This is a genomic window from Acinetobacter gyllenbergii CIP 110306 = MTCC 11365 (assembly GCF_000413855.1).
In the GTDB taxonomy this organism is placed as follows: Bacteria; Pseudomonadota; Gammaproteobacteria; order Pseudomonadales; family Moraxellaceae; genus Acinetobacter; species Acinetobacter gyllenbergii.
This window is the reverse complement of the sequence record NZ_ATGG01000007.1, coordinates 1-25,014: the sequence shown is the minus strand read 5'-3', so window position 1 is coordinate 25,014 and position 25,014 is coordinate 1. Positions and strand designations below refer to the sequence as shown.

28 protein-coding genes and 1 rRNA gene are annotated in these 25,014 nt (G+C 41.9%); 16 read left to right on the top strand and 13 right to left on the bottom strand.

Features of this window, described 5'->3' with window-relative positions; genetic code table 11:
- Positions 1-27: 27 nt before the first annotated feature.
- On the bottom strand, positions 28-420 hold the full coding sequence (locus F957_RS17545; protein ID WP_016540730.1) for a hypothetical protein: 393 nt from the start codon (positions 418-420) through the stop codon (positions 28-30).
- A gap of 127 nt (positions 421-547) precedes the next feature.
- Between F957_RS17545 and F957_RS17550 the strand changes: the two genes are divergently transcribed.
- From F957_RS17550 to F957_RS17605, 12 genes are all read left to right on the top strand, one after another.
- Positions 548-1,207 carry a glutathione S-transferase N-terminal domain-containing protein gene (locus tag F957_RS17550; protein ID WP_016540731.1) on the top strand — a complete coding sequence of 220 codons (660 nt, stop codon included), beginning with the start codon at positions 548-550 and terminating at the stop codon, positions 1,205-1,207.
- A gap of 14 nt (positions 1,208-1,221) precedes the next feature.
- Positions 1,222-1,647, top strand: coding sequence for a ClpXP protease specificity-enhancing factor (locus F957_RS17555; RefSeq protein WP_016540732.1), 426 nt, complete (start codon positions 1,222-1,224; stop codon positions 1,645-1,647).
- A gap of 15 nt (positions 1,648-1,662) precedes the next feature.
- The gene (locus F957_RS17560; RefSeq protein ID WP_016540733.1) at positions 1,663-2,325 is read left to right on the top strand and encodes a hypothetical protein; all 663 of its coding nucleotides are present in this window, start codon (positions 1,663-1,665) and stop codon (positions 2,323-2,325) included.
- A 387-nt stretch (positions 2,326-2,712) separates the two neighbouring features.
- Positions 2,713-3,072 carry a roadblock/LC7 domain-containing protein gene (locus F957_RS17565; RefSeq protein WP_004802620.1) on the top strand — a complete coding sequence of 120 codons (360 nt, stop codon included), beginning with the start codon at positions 2,713-2,715 and terminating at the stop codon, positions 3,070-3,072.
- A 163-nt stretch (positions 3,073-3,235) separates the two neighbouring features.
- Positions 3,236-4,204: a hypothetical protein gene (locus tag F957_RS17570; protein ID WP_016540734.1), complete on the top strand. Its 969-nt coding sequence runs from the start codon at positions 3,236-3,238 to the stop codon at positions 4,202-4,204.
- A gap of 8 nt (positions 4,205-4,212) precedes the next feature.
- Positions 4,213-4,755 carry a GTP-binding protein gene (locus F957_RS17575; RefSeq protein ID WP_016540735.1) on the top strand — a complete coding sequence of 181 codons (543 nt, stop codon included), beginning with the start codon at positions 4,213-4,215 and terminating at the stop codon, positions 4,753-4,755.
- Positions 4,756-4,777: 22 nt separating this feature from the next.
- Positions 4,778-5,197, top strand: coding sequence for a roadblock/LC7 domain-containing protein (locus F957_RS17580; RefSeq protein ID WP_004652554.1), 420 nt, complete (start codon positions 4,778-4,780; stop codon positions 5,195-5,197).
- A gap of 360 nt (positions 5,198-5,557) precedes the next feature.
- Positions 5,558-6,901: a sphingomyelin phosphodiesterase gene (locus F957_RS17585; RefSeq protein WP_016540736.1), complete on the top strand. Its 1,344-nt coding sequence runs from the start codon at positions 5,558-5,560 to the stop codon at positions 6,899-6,901.
- A gap of 12 nt (positions 6,902-6,913) precedes the next feature.
- Positions 6,914-7,843 carry a lipase secretion chaperone gene (locus tag F957_RS17590; protein ID WP_016660146.1) on the top strand — a complete coding sequence of 310 codons (930 nt, stop codon included), beginning with the start codon at positions 6,914-6,916 and terminating at the stop codon, positions 7,841-7,843.
- 194 nt (positions 7,844-8,037) lie between these two features.
- On the top strand, positions 8,038-8,817 hold the full coding sequence (locus F957_RS17595) for an AraC family transcriptional regulator (RefSeq protein WP_016540738.1): 780 nt from the start codon (positions 8,038-8,040) through the stop codon (positions 8,815-8,817).
- A 74-nt stretch (positions 8,818-8,891) separates the two neighbouring features.
- Complete coding sequence (locus F957_RS17600) at positions 8,892-9,740, top strand: sterol desaturase family protein (protein ID WP_016540739.1); 849 nt, start codon at positions 8,892-8,894, stop codon at positions 9,738-9,740.
- Positions 9,741-9,766: 26 nt separating this feature from the next.
- Positions 9,767-10,240 (top strand): hypothetical protein, encoded by a 474-nt coding sequence (locus F957_RS17605; RefSeq protein ID WP_016540740.1) that lies wholly within the window; start codon positions 9,767-9,769, stop codon positions 10,238-10,240.
- Between the two features lie 34 nt (positions 10,241-10,274).
- On the opposite strand, the gene F957_RS17610 is transcribed toward F957_RS17605, so the two are convergent.
- The 6 genes from F957_RS17610 to F957_RS17635 all read right to left on the bottom strand — a co-directional run bounded on the left by F957_RS17610 (position 10,275) and on the right by F957_RS17635 (position 18,722).
- Positions 10,275-12,233: an acetyl/propionyl/methylcrotonyl-CoA carboxylase subunit alpha gene (locus F957_RS17610; protein ID WP_016540741.1), complete on the bottom strand. Its 1,959-nt coding sequence runs from the start codon at positions 12,231-12,233 to the stop codon at positions 10,275-10,277.
- Positions 12,234-12,319: 86 nt separating this feature from the next.
- Complete coding sequence (locus F957_RS17615; RefSeq protein ID WP_016540742.1) at positions 12,320-13,150, bottom strand: enoyl-CoA hydratase/isomerase family protein; 831 nt, start codon at positions 13,148-13,150, stop codon at positions 12,320-12,322.
- A gap of 10 nt (positions 13,151-13,160) precedes the next feature.
- Complete coding sequence (locus tag F957_RS17620) at positions 13,161-14,321, bottom strand: acyl-CoA dehydrogenase family protein (protein ID WP_016540743.1); 1,161 nt, start codon at positions 14,319-14,321, stop codon at positions 13,161-13,163.
- Positions 14,322-14,411: 90 nt separating this feature from the next.
- Positions 14,412-16,025, bottom strand: a complete 1,614-nt coding sequence (locus tag F957_RS17625; RefSeq protein WP_016540744.1) for an acyl-CoA carboxylase subunit beta — start codon at positions 16,023-16,025, stop codon at positions 14,412-14,414.
- A gap of 2 nt (positions 16,026-16,027) precedes the next feature.
- Positions 16,028-16,903: an SDR family oxidoreductase gene (locus F957_RS17630; protein WP_016540745.1), complete on the bottom strand. Its 876-nt coding sequence runs from the start codon at positions 16,901-16,903 to the stop codon at positions 16,028-16,030.
- 10 nt (positions 16,904-16,913) lie between these two features.
- A complete protein-coding gene (locus F957_RS17635) occupies positions 16,914-18,722 on the bottom strand; it encodes an acyclic terpene utilization AtuA family protein (protein ID WP_016540746.1) in 1,809 nt (602 codons plus the stop codon).
- Between the two features lie 195 nt (positions 18,723-18,917).
- On the opposite strand from F957_RS17635, the gene F957_RS17640 reads away from it, so the two are divergent.
- From F957_RS17640 to F957_RS17655, 4 genes are all read left to right on the top strand, one after another.
- Complete coding sequence (locus F957_RS17640; protein WP_016540747.1) at positions 18,918-19,517, top strand: TetR/AcrR family transcriptional regulator; 600 nt, start codon at positions 18,918-18,920, stop codon at positions 19,515-19,517.
- Positions 19,514-20,023 (top strand): GNAT family N-acetyltransferase, encoded by a 510-nt coding sequence (locus tag F957_RS17645; RefSeq protein WP_016540748.1) that lies wholly within the window; start codon positions 19,514-19,516, stop codon positions 20,021-20,023. The genes F957_RS17640 and F957_RS17645 overlap by 4 nt, the downstream gene beginning before the upstream one ends.
- A gap of 119 nt (positions 20,024-20,142) precedes the next feature.
- Complete coding sequence (locus F957_RS17650; RefSeq protein ID WP_016540749.1) at positions 20,143-20,760, top strand: DUF6915 family protein; 618 nt, start codon at positions 20,143-20,145, stop codon at positions 20,758-20,760.
- Between the two features lie 17 nt (positions 20,761-20,777).
- The gene (locus tag F957_RS17655) at positions 20,778-21,515 is read left to right on the top strand and encodes a hypothetical protein (RefSeq protein ID WP_016540750.1); all 738 of its coding nucleotides are present in this window, start codon (positions 20,778-20,780) and stop codon (positions 21,513-21,515) included.
- A gap of 60 nt (positions 21,516-21,575) precedes the next feature.
- Here F957_RS17655 and F957_RS17660 read toward each other — a convergent pair whose 3' ends face one another.
- The 6 genes from F957_RS17660 to rrf form a co-directional block, all read right to left on the bottom strand.
- Positions 21,576-22,739, bottom strand: a complete 1,164-nt coding sequence (locus F957_RS17660) for an acyl-CoA dehydrogenase family protein (RefSeq protein WP_016540751.1) — start codon at positions 22,737-22,739, stop codon at positions 21,576-21,578.
- 133 nt (positions 22,740-22,872) lie between these two features.
- Positions 22,873-23,436 (bottom strand): DUF4256 domain-containing protein, encoded by a 564-nt coding sequence (locus F957_RS17665; RefSeq protein WP_016540752.1) that lies wholly within the window; start codon positions 23,434-23,436, stop codon positions 22,873-22,875.
- 22 nt (positions 23,437-23,458) lie between these two features.
- The gene (locus F957_RS17670) at positions 23,459-23,806 is read right to left on the bottom strand and encodes a GFA family protein (RefSeq protein WP_016540753.1); all 348 of its coding nucleotides are present in this window, start codon (positions 23,804-23,806) and stop codon (positions 23,459-23,461) included.
- A 65-nt stretch (positions 23,807-23,871) separates the two neighbouring features.
- The gene (locus F957_RS17675; RefSeq protein WP_016540754.1) at positions 23,872-24,267 is read right to left on the bottom strand and encodes a hypothetical protein; all 396 of its coding nucleotides are present in this window, start codon (positions 24,265-24,267) and stop codon (positions 23,872-23,874) included.
- A gap of 74 nt (positions 24,268-24,341) precedes the next feature.
- The gene (locus F957_RS17680) at positions 24,342-24,737 is read right to left on the bottom strand and encodes a putative signal transducing protein (RefSeq protein ID WP_016540755.1); all 396 of its coding nucleotides are present in this window, start codon (positions 24,735-24,737) and stop codon (positions 24,342-24,344) included.
- A gap of 91 nt (positions 24,738-24,828) precedes the next feature.
- Positions 24,829-24,943 (bottom strand): 5S ribosomal RNA (rrf, locus tag F957_RS17685).
- Positions 24,944-25,014: the final 71 nt, after the last annotated feature.

The following is a 25,014-nucleotide window of genomic DNA, read 5'->3' as shown; positions in this document are numbered from 1 at the left end:
CGAGGTTTTTTTATAGCCTACTTTTCGTTATTTCTTTTTAGAACAATCCATCATGGCATCACCCATCCCATCGGCTGCAGCAAATTCCGTGATCGTACAGCCATTCTGCTGATAGGTTTTAGTGCTTTTCGAAAACTGATGATCTTTAGGAATCGGTGCATTACAGGGTTGGTCAGTTTTTTCATTCACCATTTGGATTGGTCCATCGTTATAAATCGTCACTTTACAACCTTTGACCACATACTGTTGTTTTATTCCACCATATTGTGAGTCATCCTGATCAACAGCCGCAGCAATCGCGACATCTGTAGCTGCTCCACTTTCTTCTGATGATACAACACTTGCTGGCTTGGGCACTGAGCTTGCACAACCACCGAGCAATAACGCGCTACACAGCACAGTAAAGTAATATCGTTCCATTCCCTTCTTCTCTCTTTGAACTAATTGAATCATAAATCTATTCTGTAACAAGCATATTGTTCAGCTTTAAGTGATTTCCAACGTTAATTTTAGTATTCTAAACAGTCAACCATAATTTTTTGGACTTATGTCTCTAGAAAATCCCCCAACCCCCGTCCAAGGCATTACGCTTTATAGCCATGCAGATGATTTCCGTTCCCATTGGATTCGTTTTTTACTCGCTGAAAAACAAATCAAATACCAACTGATTATTACTGATCATGAGGATGAGGATTTGGCTGATCTTAATCCCTATAATCAACTTCCGATGTTAATTGAGCAGAATCTAAAACTGTTTTCTGCCAATGTCATTGCTGAATATTTAGATGACCGCTATCGCCAGAATAAACTCTATGCTGATGCTCCGATGGCGCGTGCAGAACAACGTCAATATATCTGGCGCTTTGAACAAGACTGGTTCCAACTTGCTGACCATATGCTGAAACATGTCGATAGTTTAGACCCAAAACAAAAACAGAAAGCACAGAAAGAACTGAGAGATACTTTGATTTCACTCACCCCGCTGTTTCAACATTTCCCTTATTTTATGTCGGAAACATTTTCAATTCTTGATTGTATGCTAGCCCCGCTCTTTATACGGCTCAAAAGTATGGGGGTTGAACTCCCTGCACAGCACTGTCGACCTATATTCTTGTATTGTCATCGTATCTTTAGCCGACCATCGTTCATTAAATCAATGACAGCTCAAGAAAAAAACAGCTACAATGATTTGATTTCTACGATTTAATAAGTTTTTCAATTATGTCTGAGCAAATAACTTTTACGCCTACACGCCCATATCTTGCTCGTGCCATTTATGAATGGATTTGCGATAACCAGCTCACCCCTTATTTATTAGTGGATGCGACACAACCGCATACTGATGTACCACTACAATTTGTGAAAGATGGTCAAATTGTTTTAAACCTTGCTCCACATGCCATTCATCAACTGCACATGAGTAATGAAGCCATTACCTTCTCTGCACGCTTTGGTGGTGTCGCAAAAGAAATTTATGTGCCGATTCGTGCCGTACTGGGGATTTATGCCAGAGAAAATGGTCAAGGCCTATTTTTCGATCCTTCTGAATATGCCGAAATTGAAGAAACGGCTGTAACATCGGTTGAAGAAACAAAGCAAGAAACTGAGACAACGAAAAAGAAACCTTCACTAAGAATTTTAGATTAAGCGAGGATAGGCACGATGGCATTTGACTTAGTTCAATATTTTGCTGAACAAATTAAAATTCAAAAACCACAACTTTTTGGTCAATATTCTCCTAAAGAAAAACAAGCGTTTATAAATGAAGTCAACGTATTGGCCCTTGGGCAACTGATTAGTCTATGGAAGCAGAATCCACAGAAACTGTATCAAGAAGTTCAAACAGCTGATCCGCTATATATTCAAGAAATTGCTCGCCATCTTACCACTTCAGCTCATAATCAGTCAGCCCTTAAAAGCGCTGAATTGGAGAACAACCTTTCAGATGTCCTTACTTTGCAACTGACCGAGCTTAAGCAGCTTGACCAAACAGGTAGTTTTGGTCAAACCGGACTGACAGAACTGTTATTGGGCCAAATCGAACATTTGTCTGGACAGGCGGAAGACTGGGTCTGGTCGACCAATCAGTTGCCCGAGTTACTCGGTTCAAAGCCAGTTATTCAACAAGAAGTATCACTCGAAGCAACCATGCAAGAATTCAATCAAATGGTCCATCAAGCACAACCGATTACGCCTGACCATACACCTGTTGCTGAGGTAGAAACGCCAGAAACTCCTGCATGGGCCTATATCGTTTCACCAATCGTGGCATTGGTCATTCTGATCTTTTTGTATTGTTCATATTGCCAATTAGTTTCGGTTTAATCTCATTGTTTAAATGATAAAGAAGGTATGATTACTTTCTTTATCATAGACTTATTATTGCCTTAATTTTATTTAAAATATGAATTTACCTATATTAATAAAAAATAATTTACATTTATTTACAATCAAAGCTAACTATTAAAACCCAATATTAATGTGAATAAAATCACATTAAAAATAAAATTCAATCCTTAATTAGTATTTTTATTTGTTTGTTTGACAAAAATTGTCAATTACTAGCAAATCAGTCAATTCAATTATTTTAAAGTATGATTGATTTAATAAAAGAGTTTCCTATAATGAGATTAACTACTTTTGAAAACTAATCAAAAACAGAAGTGGCGAATATAAATTCATAAACAAAGATGTATTAGTAGAGATAAAATCATGGCTAAAATTTCATTAGAAAGCTTAACAAATATTGATGGGTTCGTTGCAGCAGCATTAGTAGATACAGAAAGTGGCTTGGCGCTAGCGACCCAAGGTGGGGGCTCAATCGACTTAGAACTGGCGGCTGCGGGTAATACCGAAGTTATTCGAGCAAAACGCCGTGTAGCTAACTCGCTGAAACTTAACGATGACATTGAAGATATTCTGATCACACTGGGTAAGGCATATCACTTAATCCGCCCTCTAGAAAGCAATGGCAACCTGTTCCTCTATCTCGTACTCGATCGCAGTAAATCTAACCTTGCGATGGCTCGCCACGAATTAAAAACATTTGAAAAAGAATTAGATTTTGCTTAATTCTAAGTTTCAAATTACTTAATATATTAGGCTTCTTGTATATTTATTATCTTCTTATTATTCACAATAAGAAAATATAAATATGCAAGCGGTCTATTATTAGTCTTTAGTATTAGACTAATTTTATGCAGTCCAATATTTTATAAAATATTAAAGTGATACTATGAATGGACATTGCATCAATATCGCAATTTCAGGTATAAGTTTAAAAGTTTCAGATGAGTTAAAAATAGAGCTTAGAAAAACAATACCTCATGAATTTGGCATTAACTGGATCAATATTGCCGATCCGAATATCGATTTATTATTAATAAATGAAAATTTCTTTGAAACCGAAGGTATTCAACGCATTTTAGAAAAAAAACAACTTCCCTGCTTAAAAATTGCAAAAGGAGAAGGCTCACAGCATATTGAAGAACACAATACCCTTTACTTACCTTTTCAGCATACGGATGCATTAAAAAACTGGATTCATCTTCGCCTTTTAAGCTATATCACCCATCAACAAGCGCAACAACCCAAGATCGAATCGACCTCGACACATAATGCCATCAATGAAAAATATTTAACGGACATGTTAAATCCTGAAAATGCCCGTCTGCATTTGTTTGATGACCACGGTACTTTGGCCATTATTGATACGCGAAGTCAAATTGCATGGCTAGAACCAACCCGTACCCACACACAAACCAACCATAGTTTTAAATATGAATTTGCGACCACCTCAAACTTCACCAAAGTTTCTCGCAAAGTTGAATATAACTTGCAAGATTGGTTATGGAACCTGTTTTGGCATTCACTCGAGTTTCAGCGTTTAGCCCCAAATGAAAATGAATACTACAAAATTGAATATTGGCCACAGCCAGCTCAAGGCACTGACCGTAAAACCACTTTATTGCTTTCTGCTTGCTTTATACAAGGAGCCCAACTCTATCAAGTTGCAACACAATTAAAACTTCCTATTCAAACGGTTCAACAATTTATCGCTGCCTGCATTATTTCTGACAATGGCGGTATTATCCCTGCTTCAGAAAGTCATTACCTACGAATCGAAACGACTGAACAAACAATTGAACAACAAGGTTTTTTAAATAAATTTTTCGGCAAAATCAGACGCCGCTTTGGGCTTTAAGGATTGATATGATTCTCCAACAATATAAAATTGTCTTTGCAGGAAGCATGGGCGCAGGTAAAACCGAAGCGATCAAATCGCTTTCAGAAATTCCTGTCCTCGCAACCGAAGCATTCAATACAGACAGTCAGGCCCATAATAAAATGCAAACTACGGTAGGTATTGATTATGGTGAGATTACTTTAGATGACGGTGTCAAAGTGGGCTTATATGGTACCCCTGGACAATCACGCTTTGACTTTATTTGGCCTGTGATTTGCCAAGGCGCTTTGGGGGTTATTTTACTGGTTGATCACAACAGTAAAGTACCCATCGAAGAACTAGAGGGCTATCTAGATACCTTTAAAGACTATACTAAAAACATTTCAATTGGCATTACCCATGTGGATGAAAATAAAGGACAGCCAACAACGATCTATCGTGAATGGTTAATTCAAAATGACTACCAATACCCTTTATTTTTCATTGATGCTCGCAAACAAGAACATATTTTGCTGATGATTGAATCTCTCATAGCAGCATTAGAAGTCAATTTAAAAGCAACAAATTAATTACTTTATAAAGAGAAGAATTATGTTCAGTATTCCCAGTCAGCAACGTACAGCGCCGAAAGAGCTGATTCAGTTTGCTAAAGCGCAGGCCAATGATATTTTAACCAATATCCGAGGGGTCGATTATATTATGCTCTGCTCAACAGATGGATTTGAGCTGGCCTCCATTTACAAGAAGAACCCTTATAACAGCACCAAACTTGCCGCTGTCAGTAGTTCAATCTTGGCCATGGTGACGGCGTTTCTCAATGAAATTCAGCTGACTGGATGTCAAAGTATTACCTTGGACGCTGAAAATGGTAAAGCGATTCTCACCTCCATCCCTGCTCCGCATCATCCCATGGTGATGGTGACTTTAAGCAATAAAGATGTATTGCTGGGACAACTGCTCTATAGTCTAAAACAAACCAGTAGCGCAATCGTCGACGCTGACCAAGCTTAAAACCGTTTTATCTCAAAAAATCTGACAAGCATAACGAGTTTGTCAGATTTTGTTCATTTATAGCCCCTATAATAAATAGATTACTTTTCAATTTTCATTTTTGAATCATATCATTTTCTAAATTTCACTAAAAAACTGTCAAAATGCACGAATAAAGCCCAATAAAAGTCAGAATTATGAAATAAAACATTGTTTTTAAAAACATCAGATGAATGGTTAGAAATTTAAATGATTTAGCAATATTTTTTCATTATTATGACTTTCGAACAAATAACAATCATAAAATTTTCACAAATGAATAATTTCAACAATGAAATATGTATTTGTTCAAACATTATTAAGCACTATGGAGAGATAAAGATGAAGCTGAAGAGCTTAAAACTAGGCGCAGGGGTCGCGCTCTTAATCAGTGGTTTTTCTACCCAACAGACCTTGGCTGATTCCTACGTGTTTGTGACCAATACCACGCCACAAACCGTATCAATACAAGTCAATCAAACTGGGGCAAGCTTAGAACAAGGCAATCAATGGGCGCAGGAAGCGACTCAACTTGCACCCTACGAGACCAAACGGGTGTTACGTATCAACCGTTATACTGGGATCAAATCTGGTAAAACCTATAACTTTGATACCGTTCTCAGCAGTGGCAATTCACAAGTCACTTTAAAACAAACCATGACGGGGACTTGGTCGGGCAGCAATATTAAACATGGGATTCAAACGGCGACCACAACATCACCTTGGTATTCAGATCGTGATGTACATCGTATTAGCACAACTTATGCTGGTTTATCTGCACAAGCAGCGGTAAAAGCTGAGTACACGGGGGGCTATGATGATTTCCACTACACTATTCATCAAAACACACTTCAAGAGCCTGTTTCGGCCAGTGCCGATGAGCTCAAAGTACTGACTTATAATATTTATGCCCTCCCGATGGTGGCGAGTAAAATCAGCGAACGCTTGGCTGAATTACCAAATCATTTAAACGGTTACGATGTGATTATGATGCAAGAAGCCTTTGCTTCATCGCGTACTGGCATGCTGAATCAACTGGCGCAACAGTACCCATATCAAACTCATATTCCAGTCGGTTCTGGCTATAACTTGTTTGATAGTGGCTTGGTGATTGTGAGCCGTTATCCAATCGTCAAAACGGCACAATTGATTTATCCAGACTGTACCGGAACTGATTGTTTTGCAGATAAAGGTGTGTTGTATGCAGAAATCATTAAGAATGGTAAGGCCTATCATGTGACCTCTACGCATACCGCTTCTTTTGATACCGATGCAGCACGCGCATTGCGTCAGGTTCAGTTCAAACAAATTCGCCAATTGGTCAATCAACAAAATATTCCAAGTTTTGATGCAGTACTCATGGGCGGTGATTTCAATGTGAATAAACTGTTATGGCCGCAAGATTATCAAGACATGTTGACCAATCTGAATGCCACCGCAGCACCAAGCACAGGTTATACTGCATCGACTTTTGACCCACGCGTGAATAAGTTGGCTGGAGCAGCGGGTTCAGGGGGTGCAACAGTCGAATATCTAGACTATGTGGTAGCATCAAATAACCACCGTCAACCGACTCAGTCGCGTAATGATGTGCGTATCTTACGTACCACAGCGGACCCACTGTATATGACATGGGATCTTTCAGATCACTTCCCTGTGATGGGGCAATTTAATTACGGCCCATAAACGGAATTCGGTATGAATAAAAGACTATTGCTGACAATGCTTATTGTTGTCGTGGTCTTGGTTGGGATTGTAGTTTGGAAGAGCACTGCCTCTTCCGCTGCAATTCAGCAAACCAAATCCACCGCATCATCTCAAGATTCATCAACACAGGTGAGTAATGAAGGCATGCCAAACAAAACCAAGGACGAAGTTTTTCAAGAGTCACTTTTAAAACAATTAAAAATACTACAACAGCAACCTGGCAATATCACCGAGTTTCTCAATGATTTTAAAGCCAACTGCCCTGTATCCGACTGTAATGCAGCTTTAGCAAAAGCTTTAGCTAATTATCCCGATCAAAACTTTGCACATTTGGTGGAAAATCTAATAAAACGTCTGCCGCAATATGAACAACGCATGCAAAGTACCGTGTTATCAACGTCGTTATCACCAAAAGAACGCTTTGATGCCTTATGGAAGCTCAGAGAACAAACCTTGGGACAAGCCGAAGCGATGCTGGGTTTTGGGCAAGAACGAGGCTATGCAGATTATCGGTTTACCTACAATGATTTGGCACAGAATCAAAAACTGAGTGCTGAACAACGTTTAAAAGCATTTGAGCAGCTACAAAAACAGTACCCTGATGCAACTCAACAAGAAAATAAAATCGGACTTTATGAACAAGCGCTCGGTTTAATCAATCAAGGGCAACATAGCCCTGCTGAAACGCAACGCTTAAAGCAGATGTTGCAACAACGTTATCTGACTGAGCAGCAACGCCAAGAGGTACAGCAAAGAGAACAACGTGAAGCTCAACAACAGCAACAAGTCGACCAATATCAGCAGGCTGTACAACAGCTACAACAAGAGATGGAGCCGTTAAAAGCACAACTCTCAAATGAGGAATGGCAAAAGCAATATCAAAGCCGTTTAGAAAGTCTGCGTCTAAAAATGTTCTCTTAACACATTGAACTCAACGGATAGCAGCTTAAATTTATTTCTCATTTCTGATAAAAATCAGCCGACCATTTAGATAAACAATGCGTCGGCGTTAAACAAAAATGTGACTTTTAAAAGTCCCGCCATTCGCTCATTTGACAAACAACATGTATTCCCGCTAAATAAGCCATTCAATCACTTCAAGATCATGATGTGGCATGAGCAGCGTTAAACATGTGAATTCTGGTTGGACTGGTCAAGCAGCAATTGCTTTGGGAGTTGGCGCTTTTCTTGGACAATCAGGAAACAATCACCCTCACCACCACTATGCGCATCAAATCACCATGTCCTTGAACCCAGATCAAGCTGTACAAGTGATTGCTGATGGCCAACGTTATCAAGCACCGACTTTACTCATTCCTGCCAAGCTAAAGCATCAACTTATAACAGGCGACTATCTGTCAATCTATCTTGATACCCATCATGCACTCACCACCCGATTCAATCTAGATCTGCATCGAGCAACACAGGTATATGAGGTATCCACAGATCTACAACAACAATTACGACAAAGCTTTTGTCTAAAGACTCCCCTCAATCATGGCTTAGCCCATTTCTTAAAAACGACACCACTGAACAACCATGCCTCCCAGAGCAATCCACGGAAGCTTGAACACATACTAGAGTTGCTTTATCAAGGTGTCTTGCAATCCAACATTCCTGATCGTCAATATTTAGCACAAATTGCAGGTTTATCTGAAAGTCGCTTTTCGCACTGGTTTCGTGAACAGGCAGGACTACCTTTACGCAGTTATCGCAAATGGTTACGTCTCATCTGTGGATTAGCCCAAATGCAAGAAGGACTCGCCTTAACGGATACAGCTCACCAAGCTAATTTTGCTGATCAAGCGCATTTCACACGAACTTGTATCGAGTTATTGGGAGTGCGCCCATCGGAACTGAGTGATATGCAGGGGAAAATTTTCTTTATTGAATAAATAGCTGTTTTGTTCAATTCAGTCCTGCAATCGCACAGGCATAGTGACTGTTCATTGTTTTGGAACAATACACCATGCCGAAGTTAATCCAGTACCTCATTCGCTATAGCAGTTATCCCTTGATTATGGGGCTGAGTCTGTTTTTTTTATTCCCCATTGCAACTGGCACGCTTTCTTATTGGCCTTATGTACCCTTAATCGCAGCCGTTGCGATTGGGCTGGTTGCTCTGCTTGAGCAGATTCAGCCCTATGAGCAAACCTGGTTAAACGATCACGAAGATACAGGTGTTGATATTCTGCATGCCAGCTTGAGTATCATCATGATTTTTATTACCGCAGAATGCATTACTTTATTTCGGCAGCTGATCCATATTCCGAGCTTTTGGCCAGCCTCTCTACCGATCTGGCTACAATTACTTATTGTCGGTCTCATCATCGATTTTGGCTTATGGCTGATGCATTACTTCAGTCATAAAAAACGATTTCTATGGAAACTGCACGCTCTTCATCATAGTTCTGAACGATTATATTGGCTGAATGGTGAACGTCGGCATCCCTTAAGCGCTATTCTGCTCGCAGCACCGAGCATTATCTGTGTCACACTCGTGGGAGCGCCAGCCAATCTAATTGGTACATGGATGGGATTAACTGCCATTCATTTGGCTTTCCAGCATGCCAATCTGGATTATTCTTTAGGTGCTTTTAGGCATTTGCTCGGGGTTGCCGAAGTCCATCGCTGGCATCATAAACATGGTTTTGGTCGTAAAAACTTTGGTGAATTCTGGATGATCTGGGATCATCTGTTTGGGACATATTACTTTGAAAGCAAACCCGTAAAAGCTGGACAAGTCGGGTTAAAGACTGCGCTACCAAAGACTTATCTCAAACAAATACTGTGGCCATTCGCTAGAAAAAACCAATAAGACACATAAATTAAAGGAAATCAGCGATGTATTACCCACAATATCAACACGACCTCAACACAGCACTTGAATCAGAAATACTGGGTGAACTGATCTTTTTAAATGCCGCCAAATATGCACGCTCAATTGAGCAACAACAAAAATGGCAAACTTTGGCCAAACTGGAAACCCAAACCCTACGCAAGTTACAGCAGTACTTAATTCAACAAGGTCAAACAGCCACAATTCGTTTGCATATTAAGTTACAGGCCAAAGCATCAGGCGTTGCGATGGCTAAACTGCCATGGAAACTAGCCATGCATTTACTTAAGCAAGGTACACAACCATTTATGGTCACTTTTGAGCGGATGCAGCAACACGCCGATGCCAACACACAAGACTTTCTCCAGTATTTATTGGCGCATGAACGAGCATTAGCTGAATTTGCAACACAAGAATTGCAAGGGAATTCAAAGCATTCTTTAGATGCGGTGCTGCACCTATTAAAAAGCGAGGCATAACACCTCGCTTTTTTGTTCTATTCTATTGCCACCCTCAAGTCGTGCTGAGGTTTAACAACAATTGACGTTTTTTCACCTGTTGCCCGACTTGACCAATCAACTCCTCGACAACGCCATCGACATCGGATTTGATTTGTTGCTGAATCTTCATCGCCTCAAGCACCAATAAGGTCTGCCCTTTTGTTACCGAATCTCCGACATTGACCAGTAGATTCACAATCGCACCGTCCATTGGCGCACGGATTTTGCCATCACCCACCACTTCTGCTGCCTCTGGGGCTGCATAAGTAATATTTTCAAGCACGCTATTACCATTGCCTCTATCTAAATACAGCTGATTTTGATCGAAGACATAGGCGAGCTTGCGTCGAACACCTTCACAGCTATAAACAACCTGTTCATCACTGATGCTTATAATCTTGATTGTCGCGTGTTGATCACATAACGCAACTTTGACCTGCTGCTGATCATTTTGCACATGCAGCAATATCTGCTGATCGGCATATTTCAATTTCAGTGGAAACGGCATACTAACACCGGTTTGCCAAGCGACTTGCTGCTGATTTTGCTGGCTAAACAATGCGGCTGCGACGGCTAAGCTTTCGAGTGTCAACGTTTGTTGGTGCAGGCTGACATCTTCTTGGAAATGTTGCTGAATAAATGCAGTGTTGGTATCCCCAGCCACAATAATCGGATGGCGCAATAAATTGACAAGAAACTGCTTATTGCTATTCACCCCAAGCAATACACAATCATCAACCGCTTTGGCAAGCAGACGAATCGCATCCTGACGGGTCTTGCCGTAGGCAATCACTTTGGCCACCATCGGATCATAGAAGGGACTAATTTCACCGTGTTCCAGCATACCATGATCAACACGAACATTGGGTAAACTGCCATCCGCACCTGCTGCTTGCCAACGCAGCACTTTACCTGTTTGTGGCAGAAAGTCCTGACGTGGATCTTCCGCATATAAACGGACTTCAATCGCATGTCCATTTAAGACCAACTGATGTTGTTGTAAAGGCAGGGTTTCACCATTGGCAACACGCAATTGCCATTCCACCAAATCCAAGCCTGTGACCATTTCTGTCACTGGATGTTCGACTTGTAAACGGGTATTCATTTCCAAGAAATAGAATTCACCCGATTGATCCAGCAGAAACTCGACCGTGCCAGCCCCGACATAATCACACGCTTGAGCTGCAGCAACAGCAGCCTGACCCATTTTCTGACGTAGTTCAGGTGTCATCACTGGACAAGGCGCCTCTTCAACCACCTTTTGATGACGGCGTTGAATCGAACAGTCCCGTTCAAATAAATACACATAATTGCCATGCGTATCGCCGAAGACCTGAATCTCGACATGACGTGGGGCAATCACCGCTTTTTCTAAAATCAACTCACCCGAACCAAAGGCATTCTCTGCTTCGGAACGTGCTGTTTTCAATGCCTCTAATATATCAGCAGCGTGTTGGACCAGACGCATGCCACGCCCACCACCGCCCGCAGAAGCTTTGACCATTAAAGGATAGCCAATCTTCTCAGCTTGTTGTGCTAGGTAATCAAGGTCTTGCTGATCACCTTCATAACCAGGCACACACGGCACCCCTGCTTGAATCATGGCAATTTTAGAAAGACGTTTACTCCCCATCAGCTCAATCGCCGCAGCCGTTGGCCCAATAAAGGTGATGCCATGATCGAGACAAGCCTGAGCAAAATCGGTATTTTCAGATAAAAAACCATAACCAGGATGGACCGCATTAGCTCCTGTTTTCTGACAGGCTGCTATAATATTAGCAATGGATAAATAAGATTCGGCCACTTTAGATGCACCGATATAAACCGCTTCATCTGCCAGCTGTACATGACGGGCATTGGCATCTGCATCTGAATACACCGCAACCGTTTGATAGCCCATTGCTTTAGCTGTTTGCATCACGCGAACAGCAATCTCACCACGGTTTGCCACTAAGACTTTTGAAAAACTCATTGTTTCATCTCTATTATTAAATCCCTCTCAATCCACCTTTTAAAAGGTGAAGTCCCTCCTTTAACAAAGAGGGATCAGGGGAGATTTCAGTCAAACCAACTCGGATTACGTTTTTGAATAAAGGCCATGGTTCCTTCTTGACCTTCTGCACCACCCACTGCTTGAGCAAACTGTTGTGCGGCATCATCCAAAAGCTGTGCTAAAGGTTCATTCAAAGTTCGATGTAATAAGGCTTTGGTGGCACGTGAGGCCAAAGGCGCAGCACGTTTAATCTGCTGAATGGTATCCATAAGTTGTTGCTCTAATTCAACATCATCTTGTGCAACTTGATGAACCACACCTAAGTCCAAAGCCGTCTTGCCATCAAAACGTAAACCCAATAAGGCCAAACGACGGGCTTGGGTCAAACCAATTCGCTTCACCACAAAAGGCGCAATCTGTGCAGGTAAAATGCCCAAGCCTGTTTCTGGCAGACCAAACTGAGCACTCTCACGGCTGATGGCAATATCTGAAATACAGGCCAAGCCAAAGCCTCCACCAAGCACTGCCCCTTCCAGCACAGCAACAACGGTTTGCGGTGCTTGATCAACCTGTTCGATCATGGCCCCAAAACGACGGTTAAAATCAACATAAGGTTGCAAACTGCCTGTATTCGCAGCTTCAACACGTAAGCTCGCCATATCTTTGATATCACCGCCAGCACAGAAATGCCCACCTCGACCACGTAAAACCACAGCACGAATGGATGAATCATCGGCAATCTGGCTAAACACCTGTTGAATGGCAGTGACCATATTCAAACTCATGGCATTACGGCTCTCAGGACGATTTAGCCATAACGTTAAAATGCTGCCCTGTTGTTCTAGCTGAATGCTGTCATCTAACGCCAAGCTTGCAAGAGAAGTTGCAACTGTCATGCTTCCGCTCCTATTTTTTCTGTTTCTTCGGCAAAATATCAGTGAGCTTACAAATGATTCCCAACATAATTTCATCTGCACCGCCGCCAATCGAACCTAAGCGACCATCACGGAACAATTGTGATGCGGGGTTGTCCCACATAAAGCCATTACCGCCCCAATATTGTAGGCAGCTATCTGCCACTTCACGGCTTAAGCGTCCTGCTTTCAATTTCGCCATCGATGCCATCAAGGTCGCATCCTCACCAGCAATATGCTGTTCACAGGCTTGATAGGTTAGAGCTTTCAGGGCTGCGACTTCAGTCATCAGTTCTGCAAAACGGAAATGTACATATTGGTTATGAATCAAAGGCTGACCAAAGGTAGTACGTTCTTTGGCATAATCAATGGTTTGCTGAATGACCTTTTCCATACCTCCCACCGCATTGGCACAGGCCCACATGCGTTCCTCTTGGAACTGCATCATTTGCATCATGAAACCCATACCTTCTGCACCGACAAGGTTACGTTGTGGTACACGAACATTGTCAAAGTAAACTTGTGCCGTGGTGGTTGAACGCATGCCCAGTTTATTTAAGGGTTCTGAAAAGCTGATCCCTGCCGTTTTTGCAGGAACAATAATCATGGATTTATTGACGTGTGGTTTGTCATCAGAAGTATTGGCCAATAGACAGAAGAAATCGGCTTGCAATGAGTTGGTGATCCACATCTTGCTGCCATTAATCACATAGTCATCACCATCTTTTTTTGCTGTGGTTTTGATGGCTGCCACATCAGAACCTGCATGCACCTCCGAGACTGCAATCGACGCGACATATTCACCACGAATCGCAGGATTTAAAAACTCATCTCGTAGTTCTTTGCTACCAAAACGAGCCAGTGCAGGCGTCGCCATATCGGTTTGCACGCCAATCGCTAGGGGTACACCGCCACAGGCGGCACGACCTAATTCTTCTGCCACCACAAGGTTGTATGAATAATCGAGTCCTAAACCACCATTCTCCTCAGGCTTACAAATTCCCAATAAGCCCAAATCCCCCATTTTCTTAAACACGTCATGAATTGGAAAACGGCCCGCCTCTTCCCACTCAGGAATAAAAGGATTTAGCTCATTTTCAACAAACTGGCGTGTGGTACGGCGTAAAGCATCATGTTCTGCGGTAAATTTCATTGTTTTTTTCCTTAAATTTAATCTCCCCGAACCCCTCTTTAATTAAAGAGGGGAACTCCTCCCTTTTTAAAGGGAGGTTGGGAGGGATTATTAAAATCTCGACACACCAAATCGCGTTGGGTTTAACTCACGTTGTTGTGCTTCATAAATGGTTTGCAATAAAAAGATCAGTACTTTACGGGTATCTCTTGGGTCGATGATGCCATCGTCATGCAGCATTGCAGTATTGAATAAAGCAGTCGACTGTTGTTCCAATTTCATTGCCGTACTTTGTTCCAAGAAATCCAGCATCTGCGGATTCGGTTCCATCCCTGAGGCTTTTTGCTTGCCCTCAGCCACGATACGCAAGACTTTGCCTGCTTGTGCTGCGCCCATCACCGCCACATGCGAATTGGGCCATGCAAAAATAAATTGCGGTGACAGACTGCGCCCACACATCGCATAGTTGCCTGCGCCGTAAGAGCCTGCCACCACAATCGAGATTTTTGGCACAGTTGCATTGGCTACAGCCTGAATCAGCTTAGAACCATGCTTGATAATACCGTTCTGCTCCGCATCGGTTCCGACCATAAAACCAGTAGTGTTATGCAAGAATAAGAGTGGACGTTGGGTCTGTTCACAGAGATGAATAAATTGCGCTGCTTTAGCTGCCCCCTGTGGTGTGATCGGGCCATTATTGGTAATAATGCCGATATGCAGCCCTCCTATTTTGGCCCAGCCACAGACTGTTAAAGCATCATATTCCTGTTTAAATTCGAGAAAATCCGAATCATCGATAATCCGTGCAATGATTTCTTTCATATCAAAAGGTTGCTTTGGATCTTGCGGAACAATCCCTAACAGCTCTTCAGCCGCATAACGCGGCTCTTTATAATGCTGATTGGATTGTGCGATTTGTTCTTTCCAGTTTAGATGTTCAAAAATTTCACGCGCTAAACGAATACCATCGGCATCATTCTCCGCAAGATATTCCGCCACGCCTGAAACTTGGGTATGCATTTCTGCACCACCCAGTTCTTCCGCAGTCGCCACTTCGCCTGTTGCTGCCAATAATAATGGTGGGCCCGCCAATAACATTTCTGTTTGCTTGCGGACTGCAATCACATAGTCAGACAAACCTGGTTGATAAGCACCACCCGCAGTTGCGTTGCCATGCACCACAGCGACTTGGGGAATCCCTGCCGCAGACAATCGTGCCTGATTGGCAAAGGTCATACCGCCATAAGTAAAGACTTCAGCCGCATAGTTCAGGTTTGCCCCGCCACTTTCCGTCAATGTCACCATTGGCAACTTTTGTTCTAATGCAATCTTTTGCAGGCGCAGGGTTTTATGTACCCCCATCGGTGACATGGTGCCACCCTTGATTGCACTGTTACTGGCAGAGACCAAGGTACGTACACCACTGACAAAACCAATGCCAGCAATCACCCCGCCGCCGGCTTCAGAACCATCTTTATCGTCATGCATGTTGTAGCCAACCAAGCCACACAACTCGACAAAAGGTGAATCGGCATCTAACAGTAAACGAATACGCTCATGCGGCAAGATTTTGCCTTTCTTGTCGAACTTGGGTTTTGCTGCATAAGACTTATCAATGCTTTTTTGCTGCACAGCACGAACTTCAGCCAACTGCGCTAATAATGCCTCTCGATTTTGCTCATATTGCTCACCACCCGCTGCAATTTCAGATTGGAGAATGCTCATGTTTAGTCTCCATCCGTTTTGAATATGTCAGGGATAAAAGCACGATGGAAACCATTAAAAGCGTCATTATTGGTCGCATCAGCTAATGGATACATCCGTGTGCCTTGTGATGCCGCCCCATCAATGCGAAGGGTGACACCCGAAACAAAAGCCGCAGCATCGGAGAGTAAATAACAAATCGCGGAAGAGATTTCTGACTCAGTACCCATACGTTTTAACGGAACATTACTCGCCAAACTTGGAATGATCACTTTGGCAAAATCACCACTATAGTTGTCCATGCCCGAAGAAATAATCCAACCTGGTGCAACTGCATTGACACGTACACCCGACTTGCCCCATTCAACCGAAGCTGTTTTAGTGAGATTATCAACCCCTGAACGTGCTGCACCCGAATGCCCCATACCAGGCATACCACCCCACATGTCTGCAGTCATATTGACAATACTGCCACCATGTTTTGCCATCCACTGGTTATAAGCCTCACGCATCAAGTAGAAGGTTGAATGTAAGTTATTACGGACCACAGCATCAAAACCATTGGCAGAAATATTCTCTAATGCAGAAGGAAATTGTCCACCCGCGTTATTGACTAATCCATCGAGCTGGCCAAATTTTTCCAGCACCTCAGCAATCATGTTTTTGACTTGCTCTTCATCACGATTGTCACAGACAATAAAATGGACTTTGCCCCCATCCTCCAGAATTTCTTGGCTAACCTTTTCCAGTTTTTCAACTTTACGTCCTGTGATGACAACTTGCGCCCCCAAAGAAGCCAACTCATGTGCAGTACAACGGCCAATGCCAGAACCACCACCTGTTACGATAATGACTTTGTCAGCAAATGCATCTGTCCTGAAAATTGATTGATAACCCATGTTTACATCCTTAATATTTTTCTAACAGTTGTGCAGGCACTTTCACTGGCATATCCAATAATTGCTGTGCAAAGGCTTTGCCCTGCGGATCAATCCGCAAACTGGCAATCCCTCCACCACCCAATGCATTTTCCAACATGAAATTCAGCGCATGCATTGCAGGCAATTCGTAACGAATCACCTTCGATTTCTCTGGGTCAAGAACATGCTGCATATACGCGGCGACATTGGCTTCTGTCAGTGCCGCGCGAATCCAAGGTAAATATTCAGCCTTGCGCGCGATCACCCCAATATTGCTATGATTGCCCTTATCGCCACTGCGTGCATGTGCTACCTCAATTAAAGGAACTTCAATCTCATCGCCTTGATACGCGGCTACGTCACCAACGAGATGCTGCGCATAATCCTGTGAAGATTGTCCAACAGGGATCTGAACGGGATAACGTTGTCCTGAAAAATCGACTTCGACTTTTAATTGATTTTTATCAATTAAAAACGAGAACAGCTTCACCACAGCGGATGCCTTAGGTCGACCGCCGACGATTCCCGCCAATGCAGGTGCCATGCCTGTTGAGGCTTGGGCAATTTCAGACGCAAAGAACATACAAGCTTCTTTAAATTGATGCTTTACCGCGATCTTAACCACCACTTCACGACTGTCTTTCACTTTCGCATGTGTACCATAGGTGCTTTCAATGCCAAGAATTTCAACAGATTTTTCACTAAACGGAGGAACTGAACGCAGTGCCAAAACCCGTTCACATTTGTTGATAATGGCATCCGCAATCACTTGTGCTTTTTCTGGTGCTTCACGACCTGCAATCAAGAAACTGACCAAGACACGATAACCATCGGCATAGGTGGCACTCACTTTATATTGCTGAGTTGGCGCACGACCTGTTGCTCCTGTGACTTTGACTCGATGCTCTCCCACCTGTTCTAAATGCACTTGGCTAAAATCAGCGCTTACATCTGGTAAAAGATAGGCTTGCGGATTGCCAATTTCATAGACAATCTGCTCTGCTACCGTCGCAGTTGAAACGAGGCCATCTGTCCCTTTCGGCTTGGTCACGATAAATGAAGCATCAGCACTGACCTCTACGATTGGAAAGCCCATATTGTCAAAGCCTTGAACGAGACGCCAATCGGTAAAATTACCACCAGTACATTGAGCACCGCATTCGATCACATGCCCTGCCAATGAACCTTGTGCCAGCTTGTCATAATCATCCAGTGACCATTTGTATTCATGTAATAATGGGGCAAGCACAACTGCTGAATCGACCACACGGCCTGTAATCACAATATCTGCACCTAAATCTAAAGCATCGCGAATCGCAACAGCGCCTAGATAGGCATTGCTACTAGCAACATGCGCAGGCAAGGCATCGCCATTAAACATTTCCTGAACATTTTGGGTGAGTAATTCAGCATGTTTGGGTAATACATCATCACCCAGTACCACTGCGACTTTTAAATCTAAGCCTTTTTCATCAATGATTTTCTGTAAGGCATCACGGCAAGCCAGTGGATTCACCCCACCTGCATTGCTGATCACTTTTATTTTTTTCTCAGCAATTTTATTGATCAGTGGTGACATCACTCGGCTAACAAAATCCAGTGCATAACCATGACTTGGATCCATCATCATCGCCTTGGCCATAATCGACATGGTGATTTCTGACAGATAGTCAAAGACCAAATAATCAATATCACTCAGATGCACCAGCTGAAAGGCGGCAGTATTGGTATCGCCCCAAAACCCTGATGCACACCCAATCTTGACTACCCTCTGGTCATCCTGTTTGACAGTTGTCATGCGCTTTCTCATTGTTATTGCTAAAAACGCCTTAACATTACCAAGCAAGTGCTTGGTTTGTAAAGTGCATAATGCTATGCTGTATTGGCAAAAATAGACAAACTCAAGCAAATGCTTGTTATAAAAAGATAAGACAATGCATCAAATGAATTTTGTTACAATAGACTTTAGATTAAACGGGATAGACGAATAGGCATGATCGCAACCTCAATTGAGCAAATACCCAAGATTGTTTGTTTTGATGACAGTCCACGTGGACGTTTACTGCAAGGTGCTGCCTATCTATTTTATAAGCAAGGTTATGATAAAACCACGGTTCGTCAGCTCGGTGAGTTTATTGGCATTCAATCGGGCAGCCTGTTTCATCATTTTAAAAGCAAGGATGAGATTCTGGCGACAGTGATGGAACAAACCATCGTTTATAACTTTGCCCGCTTAAAAGAAGCGTCTGAACGTTCAGACGACCCGGAACAGCAATTACGCCATCTCATTAAAGCGGAGTTACTCTCGATTGCAGGTGATACAGGCGCTGCGATGGCGGTTTTAGTACACGAATGGTTTGCGCTATCAAAAGAAAAACAAGATTACCTTTTAAAAATGCGTAATGAATACGAGCAAGTTTGGCTGGATGTGATTGAAAAACTACGCGCCCAAGGTAAAGTCAAACATGATGCTTTTATTTGGCGTCGTTTGCTCGGTGGTTCGATTTCTTGGACAGTGACTTGGTACAAACCCGAAGGCAAAGTCAAAATTGATGAATTGACGGACATGGTTTGGGAAATGGCGGTGAAATGAGTGCTATCTATTTACGTAAGCCTCAACACAGTGATCTAGCTGAAATTAAACATGCCTACCAAAATAGTATTCACCTGCATCAACCGTGGACCTATCCACCAACGGACTTTCAGCAATATCTAGCGCAAGAACATCGTTATTTTGTCTGTTTAACAGAAAATCACGCCATTGTTGGCACCTTTAATATCTCAAATATTATTCGTGCTTACTTCCATTCTGCCTATTTAGGTTATGAAGCCTTTCATCCTTATGCAGGACATGGCTATATGCGACAAGGGTTGCAACTGGTTTTACACGAAGTATTTCAAACACTGAACCTGCATCGACTAGAAGCCAATATCCAACCAGACAATCTGCCCTCTATTCGCCTTGTGGCACAGGCAGGTTTTATAAAAGAAGGCTTTTCTCGCCAGTATCTACGAGTGGGCGGAAAAGAATGGAAAGATCATGAACGTTGGGCAATTTTAAATTCGGATTGGACCGATAAAAAATATCAGGCATTCTAAAAAATTGATTCCAATTTAAGCACGACACAGCTTATCGCTCACGTCTATTTATCTATATTCGTTGTATTAGAAAGCTGCTATTGTTGTTAAACATCAAACGATTATAAGAATTAGTAACAATGAATCCAGTACAACATGCCAATATATCGGTGAAACGTCGTGGGGGCGAGCTTGAAGATTATATTGATATTCATGCTCTAATCGACAGCACCAAAATGTTGTGTACAGACAATCGCCATCGTATCTTGCATACCTTTTGGGGTGTTCAAGAAGTGATTATTCCAATCTTTGGGCATCATTTCGAAAATAGTGCAGGCAAAAGCATCGAGGTGAAAGACCTGTGTGAAAAAGACCACCTATTGGTTGATTTCCATCACCGTTTTATTCCAACTTTAGGTGATTTTGTTGCAGCGATGCAGGATATCCCTACAGATGGGTTAGCAAAACGCCTAGAGAAATTCCATGCTGATGTGATTAATGATCCAAAGCTGTCAGCAACCCTGCTCTCGCCATTATCGGTGACGGGACAATTAAAGTCTTTGCTGATTACCCATAATAGTTGGTTTATCAATAGCATTCTTCCGATGATGGGAAAAGGTGAAGCCAAATTTATTGATTTTGATATTCGTCCTGATTTCTTTTTCAATCCAATGCGTTTTGAACTCTGGATGGACAATGGCATGGCTGTGCCACCGAGTGCAGCCAAACTGCAAGAATTAAAAACTAAAATTGCTTAACTTAAGGGGAAATAAAAATGAGCAATATCCAATACGTGATTCGTCAAAATGACTTTGCTTATAATGACGAATGGCATCTGACCAACTGCGTTTCAACTGGGGCAATCAAACAAATTTATACAGATAAAGTTGAAGCAGAAAAGGCCTATAAAACCTTAGTTGTTGAGGGCTTATATTATGATGAGCTTTGTAACTATGACATCGGCAATGGTGAAGTAGATGATGAGGTCTACGAAAAACTTGAAGCTTTGGTATTAGAAAAAACAGGCAAAAAATTTGATATCGAAGATGGTGAAATTCCGAAACTGAATGAAGATGATGCTTTCGAATTTGCCCAAATTTCAGGTATTGTCTGGTATCAACTTTTAGAAGTCGATGCGTCACAGCCTTGCTATGTCCTCTGGATCAACTCAGAAGAAGACTATTTTTCTGGCTATGAAACTGGCAGTATTATTTCTAGCCAAGATGAGAACTTTAGTGATGTTTCGTGGGAATCCAATATTTATGCGATGGACTATGAGTTCGAAGCCTTGATGGATAAACCCCTTGCAGAGCTGAGCGATAGCCCATTGTTATTGAAACAGTTTATCGAGCAAACTGCGGATATTCGCTATGATGCTGAAAAAGATAGCATCGAAGGTATTGCACTCGACAACATAAAATTTATTGATATCAAAGCACTAAATTCATTTCTAAAACAACCCATCTTTGAAATCCGTCAGATTTCTTTAGAAGAATTGGCTGAACTCGAATAAATCTCAAAATGAAAAAAGTGCGGTGTTCTAACCGCACTTTTAATGAGCAATGGAATAAGTTTAATAACCCAATTGCTTGCTAATTAAATCCTTCATAATTTCTTCTGCACCTCCACCAATCATATTCACCTTCACTTCACGATAAATACGTTCAGATTTAGTACCGCGCATAAAGCCCATGCCTCCGAGTGTTTGTACCGCAGCATCGGCACAGAATTGCATGGTTTGAGTCGCAACATTCTTCAGCATACAAATCTGGGCAATCAGTTCACTGCCTTGCAATTCTGGCTTACCTAAACGATAAGCGGTATCCTCAAGTAAAGCACGGGTTGCAGTCAGACGAGTGGCCATATCCACCAGCTTATGACGCATCACCTGATGATCAACCAAACGCTTACCAAAAGTTTGGCGTTGTTGTGCCCAATCCAATGCTTCCTCATAACAAGTCAAGGCAAAGCCATAACTACTGGCTGCAAGGAAAAAACGCTCCATATTGAAGTTATTCATAATCACCAGAAAGCCCATATTTTCAGGGCCCAATAAATGACTAGCAGGCACTTTGACATTGTCAAAATGCAAATGTGCCGTATCGGATGCCCACCATCCCATCTTATCCAGTTTAGTTTTACTGATCCCTGCACTATGTGCATCAATCAACAGCATAGATATACCATTTGCGCCTTTCGCATTCGGATCGGTACGTACAGCCACTGAGTAATAATCCGCTCGCATCCCTGAAGTGATAAAGGTCTTTTCACCACTCACCAGAAAATAATCACCTTCACGCACTGCCTTGGTTTTAAGAGAAGCGACATCTGATCCACCGCCTGGCTCAGTAATCGCCAGTGCCGAAATTTTTTCACCCGATAGAATTTGAGGGAGTACCTCAGCTTTAACATCTTCATTGGCAAAGTGCTGGATGGGTGGCGCACCAATGGTATGTGACAGTAAAGAGGCTGCTAAGCCACCTGAAGCACATTTTGCTAACTCAATCGAAGATAACAAGGTATAAAATGCATCTGTCCCCGCAATCCCACCATACTGCTCTTCAAATCCTAATCCCAATAGACCAATATCTGCAGCTTTCTTATAGAGCTCTCGCGGAAAGGTTTCACTTTCATCCCATTCATTGATAAAAGGCGAAATTTCTTTTTCAACAAAACGTCGAATACTCTTGGCAAATTCAAAATGCTGCTCGTTGTAGTACAAAGGATTAAGGTGCATATTCTGCTTCCTAGCAATTATTGATCATTGTTTATTGAATGAGCACTAAAGTAACAAAACCAGAAAAACCAAGCAAGCGCTTGGCTCAATTAAAAATTAAAAAATATGCAAAAGTGGAGGTCTAATCATAAAACTATATTTTTAATCGACCACGGAATCCACGGGTCGCATAATAAGATTGAGCACCATTATGATAAGTAAAGACTCGACCATAACGGCTATCACAGAAAATTGCACCACCCAATTTACGTACATCTTCTGGGGTTTTGAACCAACTTGAGGTTTTTAAATCAAAATGTTCAACTGACTGTAACTGCCTATATTGCTCTTCTGTGAGCAATTCAATACCCATTGCCTCAGCAAGCTCAATAGCATTGTTTTCGGGCTTATGTTCTTTACGTGCATCTAAAGCAGCACGATCATAACAAAGGCTTCTACGCCCTTTTGGTGTTTCTACAGCAAAATCATAAAACACAATTTCGGATACTTTCCCATCAAACGAAACCACATCTGGCTCTCCTCCAGTCTCTTCCATTTGACTGAGCGACCATAACTTTTCTGCTTGCTGCTGTAATCGCTCCTCGATATCAACCCAATTCAAGCCTTTGTGACGATGCATATTCTTTTCAAAACGTTTTTTCAATATGTCCAGTAACTCTGTCGCTTGTTCAGACTCTAACTTCTTATTCTTAGTCATTTTTATACTCTAGATTTTATGATTACACTGAGCGTCCATCAAAAGGATTGATTTTGAGGCTTTCCAAATTTAAATCTTCAATACATCGAACATTAATGGCATACATCTGATTCCCTTGCGGATCGATACCTGTTGCATAAGGATGAATCCCACAGATCTTACAGAAATGATGATCGATCACATGTTTATTAAATTGATAGCTCGCTAAAGCATTTTCTTGAATTGAAATATCAACCTGATCCTTAGGTAAAAACCATAACAACGAACCTTTTCGTTGGCAAATCGAGCAGTTACATGACAATGCTTCAATCAAATCACCTTGTGCAACCAAGGTAATTTTTCCACAATGACAGCTTCCTTTATATTCCATCTTATTTTCCTTTTTATAATGTTCTACTGTATTAAACAAAGCTGTTTAAATGATGTCCACATAATTTAGTTATTTCTTTGGTGATAAGAACATATCAGTTGATGCCGCCATTGATATTCCAATCGAGCTAAAGCACCAACAAAGACCGCCTCTCCAGCAAGATGGATCACTGCAAAGATTGTCATTTCTTGCCAAAATCGCCAAAGCATAAACAAACAAACCACGACCCAGATGCTATTTGCGATCGCCAAGATATTGATGAGCAACAGTGAGCGTTTTTTATAATTGGCTAGTGCAAATGAATAGCATGCATATAAGAGATTAATGCAACCAATGAAAATAACGACATGCTTAGGTAAATGATAAAGCTGACTGAACCATTCGCCAGCGAACAACACAATCAAGCCTGCGGATGCAGCCGCAGTACAATCTACCCATAAAATTTGCTTGGCAATCTTCATTTTTTGAATGCTCTTTTTATTTTAAGTTTAAGTCAATCATATTTAAAACATCTTGCCGCTTTTGCAATACAGCACTAGCTCCAAAAATATTGGCACTGTCGGCACTTCATTCCATTTTTATAAGAAAAGAGTGGAAAGCCTAGCAGTAGAAAAACCACATAAGCGGGACGTTTACCTTCTGTATACGGTTGTATATCGGTACTGCCACAATGAGGACAGCTTTCACTTGCTGCTCCAAACTGTTGTTCTACTTCTTGGCTAAAATCTTGAGCAAGTAATGCTTTAGCCTCTTCAGCATAGCTTTCAGGAACTAATAGTCGCACACCACCTAAAGCATTGGAGTAAAGCCAATCCATATTAATCGTATGTTCATTTTCAATACGTGCTGGAATTTCAGCTGCTTCTAATTGCGTTTTGGCAATTTGAGCCTCGTAAGGAAATGAAAAGCTTTGTACAACGATCCAAGTCATATCAGAAAGCCCTTAAAACAATCAGTATATAAAATTTTATGCAATAAAAAACACCCCCTCAGCGTAAGCGGAGGGGGTGTTTAGATTTAAAAGCTGGCGATGACTTACTCTCACATGGCAAGTGCCACACTACCATCAGCGCTAAGAGGTTTCACTTCTGAGTTCGGGAAGGGATCAGGTGGTTCACTCTTGCTATTGTCGCCAGCAAACTGTTTATGGATACTTGCTTTGGTCTTATTGATTGCCAAGGCTTTTTCCAAATGAGTAATTAACGGAT